The sequence below is a fragment of the Burkholderia sp. Bp9015 genome (assembly GCF_003853505.1).
Lineage (GTDB): Bacteria > Pseudomonadota > Gammaproteobacteria > Burkholderiales > Burkholderiaceae > Burkholderia.
The window spans coordinates 78444-87141 of the sequence record NZ_QTPZ01000034.1; the positions used below are offsets into that span (position 1 = coordinate 78444).

Below are 8698 nucleotides of genomic sequence, written 5' to 3' on the forward strand. Positions count from 1 at the left end.
GGTCATCGTGATGCTTCGCTCAGCTCCGCTGCGCGGCGACGACAACGATCTCGACGAGCAGCGCCGGATCCGCGAGCTTCGCCTCGACGGTCGCGCGCGGCGGCGTATTGCCGGGCGCGACCCACGCGTCCCACTCCGCATTCATGCCTTCGAAGTTCGCGAGATCCGAAATGTAGATCTGCACCGACAGCAGATGCGCCTTGTCGCTGTTCGCTTCGGCGAGCAGGCGGTCGATGTGGCCGAGCACTTCGCGCGTCTGGCCCTTGATGTCCTGGGTGGTGTCTTCGGCAATCTGGCCGGCCAGATACACGGTACCGTTGTGGATCGCGGTTTCGGAGAGACGGGCCCCGACGTGGTGACGAATGACTGCCATGGAATGTTCCGGTCGTGTGAGTAGGTGAAGTATCGGCGACGACACGGCCCGCGTGCCGCCGAACCGCATATTATGACGCGTTTATGCGCCGCCTTCGACGAAAAACCGGCGGGCGAGCGCAATCTGGTCGGCACTGATGAACGCCGGCGCATGGCCCGCGTCCTGGATCTCGGCTTGCGTCACGTGCCGGCCGCGCCGCACCATCTCGGCCGCCGTGTCGCGCGACAGCAGGTCGGAACGCTCGCCGCGCACGACCAGCAGCGACGCATCGGTGGTCTCGATCGCGCGCCACAGCGCGGCCTCGCCGAGCGCGGCCAGTTCGGGCGTCGTCGCCTTGAACGGCTCCGCGATGCGCGGATCGTAGCGCATCGTCCAGCCGCCGTCGGGCAACTCGCGCAGCAACGGCCCGTTGATCTCGCGCCACTCGTCGCCGCTCAATGCGCCGAACGGCAGCGACAGCGACGTCAGATAGTCGATGCCCTCCTGCTCCGTCGCGAAGCGCGGCTGCACGCCGAGGTATTCGCCGATGCGCGTCAGCGAATCGGGTTCGATGCGCGGGCCGACGTCGTTGACGATCATCCGGCGCAGCGGCGAACCGGGCAGCCCCGCGAGCGCCATGCCGATCAGCCCGCCCATCGACGTGCCGAACCAGTCGACCGACTCGACGTCGAGCCGCGCGATCAGCGTCACCATGTCGGCCACGTACTGCGGAATCGCATAAAGCCGCGGATCGGCGAGCCAGTCGGAGCGCCCGCGCCCGACGACGTCGGGGCAGACGACGCGATACGTATCGGACAGCGCGGCGGCGAGCCGGTCGAAGTCGCGCCCCGAACGGGTCAGGCCGTGCACGCAGAGCAGCACGCGCGGATTGGCGGGGTCGCCCCATTCGGTATAGGCGACGTGGTGAAGGCCTGCGGCGCTCGCACACTGCACCCGTCGCTGACGGGGAACCGGAGGATTCGCTGAGGTTGTTGGCATCGTTGGCATCCTGTCGAACGTGGACGGTGCGGCGGGCAATGCTTGCACCACCCGATGCAAACGATTGTAAACCGCTTCTTAACGGCGGGTCGTCACGCGCCTGCGGTCATCCGGCGCATCGTTCGCACCGGCTCACGCGCCGCGGCGCCACGAGGCGCGCAACTGCTCGCGCAGGAAGTCGATGAACGCCCGCACGCGCAACGGCACGTGACGCCCGCCGGGATAGACTGCATGAAGCGGCGCCGCGGGTGCGGCGAATGCCGGCAGCACGCGGACGAGCCGGCCCGCGTCGAGGTCGGCACCGACATCCCAGATCGACTTCAGCGCGATGCCCGCGCCCTCCAGCGCCAACGTACGAGCCGCACCGCCGTCGTTCGTCAGCAGCGCGGCCGTCACTTCGACCGCAACCGCGCCCTGTACACCGTCGAACCGCCACTCCGCACGCGGCTGGTCGCCCATCACGATGCATCGGTGCATGCGAAGCTCGGCGGGATGGGCCGGCAGCCCGTGCACGGCGAGATAGCTCGACGACGCGCACAGCACGCGATGATTCGGCGCCAGCTCGCGCGCGATCATCGTCGAATCGGCGAGGCTGCCGATCCGCACGGCAACGTCGATGTCCTGCGCGAGCAGATCCACGATCGCGTCGGTCAGCATCAGGTGCACGGTCAACTCCGGATGTTGCCGTTGAAACGCGGCGACGAGCGGCGCGATCCGCAGCCGGCCGAGTTCGCCGGGCGCCGTCAGGCGCAGCACGCCGCTGACCGTGCCGCGACGATCGCTCATCAGCGTTTCGGCGCGATCGACCTCGGCCAGGATGCGCAGCACCTGCGCATGGAACTGCGCACCGTCGTCGGTCAGCGTCTGCTGTCGCGTCGTCCGGTGCAGCAGACGCACGCCGAGCTGCGACTCGAGATGCGCGAGCCGCTTGCTGACGACGGACAGCGACAAGTCCAGCTCGCGCGCCGCCGCGGACAGGCTACCGGCCGACACGATTCTCGCGAAGGTATCGAGCGCCGGGAGATCGTCGATCAGCATCGCGGCACCCGCTTCGCCTCGCCCTTTCTTTTTTTCGAATAATCCATTCGCTTTTAGACCGTATTTGTGTTCAGAACGGAAACCTACCATACCTGTTCCGCGTCGTCCCGCGACGCCATTCACAGGACATCCGAAACCATGTCGATCCTTCCTTCGAACGTGCGCCCGATCACCCGCGTCATCGCCGCGGCGGCCTGCGTCGCCGCGCTGTCGCCTGTCGCGGCCCGCGCCGCCGACCTTCTCGACCCACACGGCCTGACCGTCGCGACCGACGTGCCGGCTACGCAGGCGCGCGCGCAGATCCTCGCCGCGCGTCGCTACGGCACGTTCTGGGATACCGGTGATGCGACCCTCGCCCGCGCTGCACTCGCGGCCGATTTCGTCGACCGGACGTTGCCGGCCGGCCGTGAACAAGGCGTAGCGGGGCCACTCGCGGCGTCCAGGACGATGCGCACGGCCATCCCGGACCTGCATTGCGACATCGAACAGATGATCGTGGCGGGCGACCGTGTCGTCGTGCACCTGCACTTTCGCGGCCATTTCACCGGCACGTTCAACGGAACGACCGGAAGCGGACAGGCGATCGACTTCATCGCGACCGACATCTACCGCATCGTCCAAGGTCGGATAGCGGAAAACTGGCACATCGAGGACAACCTGACGCTGATGCGTCAGCTCGGGCTCGTCGGCTGACGGAGGGGACGATGACTGACAGCGACTACGATTCTTCGGCGATGCGTCCGGCGCGCCGCAAGTTTCTTGCACAAGCAGGCGCCGGGGCGGCCGCCGGCATCGCGATGGCCGCGGGCGCCTCCCGGTCGGCAACTGCCGCGCCGATATCGGATGCTGCCGGGACGAACGCCAGCGGGTTCTGGCCGGACAACACGCGGCTCGCCATCTCGATCTCGATGCAGTTCGAGGCCGGCGGACAACCGCCCAAGGGCGCGGACAGCCCGTTCCCGTCCGTCGAGTTTCCACCGTCGGTCCCGGTCGACCTCGCGTCGGCCACGTGGTTCGCATATGGCTACCGTGAAGGGATCCCGCGTCTTCTCGACCTGTGGGACCGGCATGGCGTGAAGGTCACGTCGCACATGATCGGGGAAGCCGTGCGCCGGCATCCCGAACTGGCACGCGAGATCGTGTCGCGCGGCCACGAAGCGGCCGCGCACGGCCCGACCTGGCGGTCGCAATTCGCGATGAGCCGCGACGACGAGCGCCGCTTCCTCACCGAAGCCCGCGACATGGTCGAAGCGGCGACGGGACGGCGCCCGATCGGCTACAACTGCAACTGGCTGCGGCGCGGACCGCACACGCTGCCGCTGCTGCAGGAACTCGGCTACGTGTATCACATCGACGACGTCAGCCGCGACGAGCCCTTCATCGAAACCGTCGACGGCCGCGATTTCGCGGTCGTTCCATACACGTTGCGCAACAACGACATCCTGCTGATCGAAGGCCGCAATTACTCGCCGACGATGTTTCTCGAGCAGATCAAGCTCGATTTCGACCAGTTGTACGCGGAAGCCGGCCAGCGGCGACGATTGATGTCGATCAGCGCGCACGACCGGATCAGCGGCACGCCGCAGATGGTCCGCGCCTGGGACGCGTTCCTGCACTACGCTCGATCGCATCCGGGCGTTGCCTTCATGCGCAAGGACGACATCGCCCGCTTTGCCCTGCGCAGCCCGTCGACGTTGCGCGAAGCCGAAACGATCTGACCGGATTGCGCTCACCTGCTCACCTCCTCACCTCGGAAGGACCACCATGAACGATTCACTCCACGGAAAGAAGGTACTCGTCGTCGGCGGCAGCTCCGGCATCGGTGCCGCCGCCGCGACCGCATTCGCACGACTCGGCGCTGTCGTGACGATCGCATCGCGCAACCCGGACAGGGTCGATGCAGATGCCGCGCCGGGCGCGCAAGTACGCACCGAAGCGCTCGACATCACGGATACGGCGGCCGTCGATGCGTTCTGCGCGCGCGCCGGCCAGTTCGACCACGTCGTGATTTCGGCCGCGAAGACAGCGACAGGCCCGATCCGCGCGCTGCCGCTTGCCGACGCGCAGGCCGCGATGGACAGCAAGTTCTGGGGCGCATACCGCGTCGCACGCTCGATCGATATCGCACCCGGCGGTTCGCTGACGTTCGTGTCGGGCTACCTAAGCGTGCGACCGAACGCGTCGTCGGTACTGCAGGGGGCCATCAACGCGGCACTCGAGGCGCTCGCCCGCGGCCTTGCGCTCGAGCTGTCGCCCGTGCGGGTGAATACCGTATCACCGGGCCTGATCGCGACGCCGCTGTGGGACAAGCTCGCCCCCGATGCGCGCGACGCGATGTACGCGGGCGCCGCGCAGCGCCTCCCGGCACGCCGCGTGGGCCAGCCGGAGGACGTCGCGAATGCGATCGTGTATCTGGCGGCAACGCCTTATGCAACCGGCTCGACGGTGCTGATCGACGGCGGCGGCGCGATCGCGTGATTAGCGTGATTCGGGTGACGTATGCGGTCATGACAAAACGCCCCGCGTTCCACAGGGGAACGCGGGGCGTCGAGCGTCGAGACGAAAGGCCGGCGCTTACGCGACCGCGCTCACGTCGAGCGGCGCGCCCGTCTTTGCCTGGATCTCTTCCGCGCTTACGCCGTCGGCGAGTTCGAGCACCTTCAGGCCGGCCGGCGTCACTTCGATCACGCCGAGATCGGTGATGATCAGGTCGACCACGCCGACACCCGTCAGCGGCAGGTTGCATTCGTCGAGGATCTTGTGCTGGTCGCCCTTCGCGACATGCTCCATCAGCACGACGACGCGCTTCACGCCCGCGACGAGGTCCATCGCGCCGCCCATCCCCTTGATCATCTTGCCCGGGATCATCCAGTTCGCGAGGTCGCCCTTCTTGCTGACCTGCATCGCGCCGAGGATCGCGAGGTTGATGTGGCCGCCGCGAATCATCGCGAACGAATCGGCCGACGAGAAGATCGACGAGCCCGGCAACGTCGTGACGGTCTGCTTGCCGGCGTTGATCAGGTCGGCGTCGACCTCGTCCTCGGTCGGCGACGGGCCGATGCCGAGCAGCCCGTTCTCCGACTGCAGCCACACTTCGACGCCTTCCGGCACGTGGTTCGCGACGAGCGTCGGCAGGCCGATGCCGAGGTTCACATAGAAGCCGTCCTGCAGTTCCTTCGCCGCGCGCGCGGCCATCTGGTCACGATTCCAGGCCATGTCAGTCTCCTTTCGCGCGTACGACGCGTTGTTCGATGCGTTTTTCGGGCGTCGCGTTCAGCACGATGCGCTGCACGAAGATCCCCGGCGTGTGGACATGGTCCGGATCGAGTTCGCCGTTCTCGACGATCTCCTCGACTTCCGCCACGGTGATCTTGCCCGCCATCGCGCACATCGGGTTGAAGTTGCGCGCGGTGCGGCGATAGATCAGGTTGCCGGACTTGTCGGCCTTCCATGCCTTCACCAGCGCGACGTCGGCCGTCAGCGACGGCTCGAGCACGTAGTGGCGATCGCCGAACTGGCGCGTTTCCTTGCCTTCCGCGATCACGGTGCCGTAGCCGGTGTTCGTGAAAAAGGCGGGGATGCCGGCGCCGCCCGCGCGCAGCTTCTCGGCGAGCGTGCCCTGCGGCGTGAATTCGAGCTCGAGTTCGCCGGCCAGGTACTGGCGCTCGAACTCCTTGTTCTCGCCGACGTACGACGAGATCATCTTCCGGATCTGGCGCGTTTCCAGCAACAGGCCGAGACCGAAGCCGTCGACGCCTGCGTTGTTGCTGATGCAGGTGATGCCCTTGACGCCGGAATCGCGCAGCGCCGCGATCAGCGCCTCGGGAATCCCGCACAGGCCGAAGCCGCCCACCGCGAAGGTCTGTCCGTCGCGGACGATCCCTTCCAGCGCGGCGGCCGCGCTTGGATAGACTTTGTTCATCTGTATGTCCCTTCCTCTATGGAAACCAGCAAAACCGGTTCACGCGCCCACTGGGCCGCAAGCCCGCCGCATCATTCTATGCATGCACGGCGATACCTGCGTCGAGGCGCGCTGTTTTTATATCGCGGCAAACCGCCGCGAGATGCCTGAAAGGGTACGATGTGACGCCGATACGGCACAATACGCAAAAATACATAAGCATTTGCCTCCGCTTGCCCGCGCCATGCCCGCTCTCGATTACCAGACTGCCTTTCACCTCGCGCCGCTCGGCCTCGTGATGTCGCGCGACCGCGTGATCGAGGACTGCAACGACGCGCTCGCGGCGATCTTCCGCTGCGCGCGGGCCGATCTGATCGGCAAGTCGTACGAGGTGCTGTATCCGTCGCCGGACGAATTCCAGCGCATCGGCGAGCGCATCTCGCGCGTGATGATCGCGAACGGCACCTACGCCGATGACAGAATCATGAAACGGGCCGACGGCGAGCTGTTCTGGTGCCACGTGACGGGCCGCGCGCTCGACCGCACCGCGCCGCTCGCGGCGGGCGTCTGGACCTTCGAGGACTTGAGCGCGACGCGCCGGGTCGCCGTCGAGCTGACGCCGCGCGAACGCGAGATCGCCGCGCAGCTCGCGACCGGCAAGACCAGCAAGCAGATCGGGCGCGTGCTCGACATCAGTTCGCGCACGGTCGACATCTATCGGGCGCGGCTGATGCGCAAGTACGGCACGAACAATACGCCGGAGCTGCTGCAGCGCCTGCTCGGCCAGTAAGACGCGCCCCGGAATGGCAATCGGCCGCGTGAAGCGGCCGATTCGGGAGATCATCGGGAAATGGCGACACACCGGGCGCCGGCTTCGGCGCCGTCGCGCTCAGCCGACCTGCGCCGCGAGCGCGCGCTCGATCGTATCGCGCAGCAGTTGCGGCAGCGGCACCGACTTGCCGAGCGCGTAGTCGACCCACACGCAGCGCGCGTTGCCGCGCGCATACACGTGCTGCGGATCGTCCGCGCGCGTCAGCTCGAAACCGGTGTCGAAGCTGCTGCGGCCCGGCTTCGCGGCCGACATCTTCGCGATCACGTCGCCCGGATAGTGCAGTTGCTTCAGGAACTCCATCGACGCCGTGACGATCACGGGCCCCTGCCCCTCGCCGTTGCCGCCCGCGATGCCGAGTTCCTCGAACCACGAGATCCGCGCCTGTTCCATGTAGCGGAAATAGACCGTGTTGTTCACGTGGCCGAACGCATCCATGTCGCCCCAGCGGATCGGCATCGACATTTCAAATACGGGGGAATATTCGCTCATTGCAGTCTTCTTTGTTGCTGAATGTCATCCAGTCAGGCGAGGCCGAAGCCATCGTCGGCGGAGATAATCGAGCCATTGATGAACTGCGACTCGTCGGCCGCGAGCAACAACAACAGCCCGTCGAGATCCTGCGGCTTGCCGACGCGCCGGCGCGGCAGCATCGACTGCAGCTTCTGGCCCTGCTCGGTTTCCCACAGGTAATGATTGATTTCGGTATCGATATAGCCCGGACAGATCGCGTTGACGTTGATCCCGTGGCGGCCCCATTCGAGCGCCATCGCGCGCGTCATCTGCACGACCGCCGACTTGCTCATCGCATACAGCCCGATCTGCGGAAACACGCGCAGCCCCGCCACCGACGCGATGTTGATGATCCGGTAAGGCGGTTTGCCGTTGCCGTTCGCGCGCATGATCATCCGCTTCGCGACTTCCTGCGCGACGAAAAACGCGCCGCGCGTATTGGTGTCGAACACGAACTCGAAATCGGACGGCGTGACGTCGACGAGCTTCTGCATCGTCGAGACGCCCGAATTGTTCACGAGGATGTCGATCGTGCCGGCTTCCGTCTCCGCGTGCGCGATGGCCGCCTTGATGCTCTGCACGTCGGTGACATCGAGCGACACCACGTGCGCGGCACCGCCCGCCGCCTCGATCTCCGCGCGCAGTTCCTTCAGGCGCTCGACGCGGCGGCTCGCGAGCACGACCTTCGCGCCGGCCTGCGACAGCACCTGCGCAAAGCGTTGCCCGAGGCCGCTCGATGCGCCCGTGACCAACGCGACCTTGCCTTCCAGATTGATCGATCGACCCATTGCACATCCCCTTTCGATGTCGTTTCGCCGCCGCGGGCGCCCTGTCCCACGCAGCATAACCCCAGCACATAAAATAGAACGATCGTGCTAATGTATCCGCATGCTGTTGCGGCAAGCGTTTCGTTTCGCAGACAATACGCTCCCGAATAAAAGCATTCTAACGGTTAGAGGAACGCCAATGACCCCCGCAAGCCTCATCGAGCAATACGGCCCGCGCGAATCGATGGAATACGACGTCGTGATCGTCGGCGGCGGCCCGGCCGGGCTGTCGGCCGCGA

11 protein-coding genes are annotated in these 8698 nt (G+C 66.3%); 4 read left to right on the top strand and 7 right to left on the bottom strand.

Translation table 11 applies throughout. The features are described 5' to 3' along the window. Positions 1-19: 19 nt before the first annotated feature. The 3 genes from DIE12_RS29300 to DIE12_RS29310 all read right to left on the bottom strand — a co-directional run bounded on the left by DIE12_RS29300 (position 20) and on the right by DIE12_RS29310 (position 2389). The gene (locus tag DIE12_RS29300) at positions 20-373 is read right to left on the bottom strand and encodes a RidA family protein (protein WP_006758848.1); all 354 of its coding nucleotides are present in this window, start codon (positions 371-373) and stop codon (positions 20-22) included. A gap of 81 nt (positions 374-454) precedes the next feature. Next, complete coding sequence (locus DIE12_RS29305) at positions 455-1351, bottom strand: alpha/beta fold hydrolase (protein WP_124488888.1); 897 nt, start codon at positions 1349-1351, stop codon at positions 455-457. A 132-nt stretch (positions 1352-1483) separates the two neighbouring features. Beyond that, entirely contained in the window at positions 1484-2389 is a 906-nt protein-coding gene (locus DIE12_RS29310; protein WP_124488887.1) for a LysR family transcriptional regulator, read from the bottom strand. Between the two features lie 138 nt (positions 2390-2527). Here DIE12_RS29310 and DIE12_RS29315 point away from each other — a divergent pair, with 138 nt between their 5' ends. From DIE12_RS29315 to DIE12_RS29325, 3 genes are read left to right on the top strand one after another with little or no spacing between them, the layout of a single operon-like run. Continuing rightward, a complete protein-coding gene (locus tag DIE12_RS29315) occupies positions 2528-3082 on the top strand; it encodes an ester cyclase (protein WP_124522525.1) in 555 nt (184 codons plus the stop codon). Positions 3083-3093: 11 nt separating this feature from the next. Further along, positions 3094-4107 (top strand): polysaccharide deacetylase family protein, encoded by a 1014-nt coding sequence (locus DIE12_RS29320; protein ID WP_124522523.1) that lies wholly within the window; start codon positions 3094-3096, stop codon positions 4105-4107. Between the two features lie 46 nt (positions 4108-4153). Beyond that, a complete protein-coding gene (locus tag DIE12_RS29325; RefSeq protein WP_124522521.1) occupies positions 4154-4867 on the top strand; it encodes an SDR family oxidoreductase in 714 nt (237 codons plus the stop codon). A 96-nt stretch (positions 4868-4963) separates the two neighbouring features. Here the strand turns inward: DIE12_RS29325 and DIE12_RS29330 are convergent, their stop codons facing one another. Both DIE12_RS29330 and DIE12_RS29335 read right to left on the bottom strand, forming a co-directional pair. After that, the gene (locus DIE12_RS29330) at positions 4964-5605 is read right to left on the bottom strand and encodes a CoA transferase subunit B (RefSeq protein WP_124488883.1); all 642 of its coding nucleotides are present in this window, start codon (positions 5603-5605) and stop codon (positions 4964-4966) included. Between the two features lies 1 nt (position 5606). Beyond that, the gene (locus DIE12_RS29335; RefSeq protein ID WP_044846055.1) at positions 5607-6311 is read right to left on the bottom strand and encodes a CoA transferase subunit A; all 705 of its coding nucleotides are present in this window, start codon (positions 6309-6311) and stop codon (positions 5607-5609) included. A 223-nt stretch (positions 6312-6534) separates the two neighbouring features. Here DIE12_RS29335 and DIE12_RS29340 point away from each other — a divergent pair, with 223 nt between their 5' ends. Beyond that, positions 6535-7080 (top strand): LuxR C-terminal-related transcriptional regulator, encoded by a 546-nt coding sequence (locus DIE12_RS29340; RefSeq protein WP_044846056.1) that lies wholly within the window; start codon positions 6535-6537, stop codon positions 7078-7080. A gap of 99 nt (positions 7081-7179) precedes the next feature. On the opposite strand, the gene DIE12_RS29345 is transcribed toward DIE12_RS29340, so the two are convergent. Continuing rightward, positions 7180-7611 carry a thioesterase family protein gene (locus tag DIE12_RS29345; RefSeq protein ID WP_044846057.1) on the bottom strand — a complete coding sequence of 144 codons (432 nt, stop codon included), beginning with the start codon at positions 7609-7611 and terminating at the stop codon, positions 7180-7182. Between the two features lie 32 nt (positions 7612-7643). Further along, complete coding sequence (locus DIE12_RS29350; RefSeq protein ID WP_044846058.1) at positions 7644-8420, bottom strand: SDR family oxidoreductase; 777 nt, start codon at positions 8418-8420, stop codon at positions 7644-7646. Between the last annotated feature and the right edge of the window lie 278 nt (positions 8421-8698).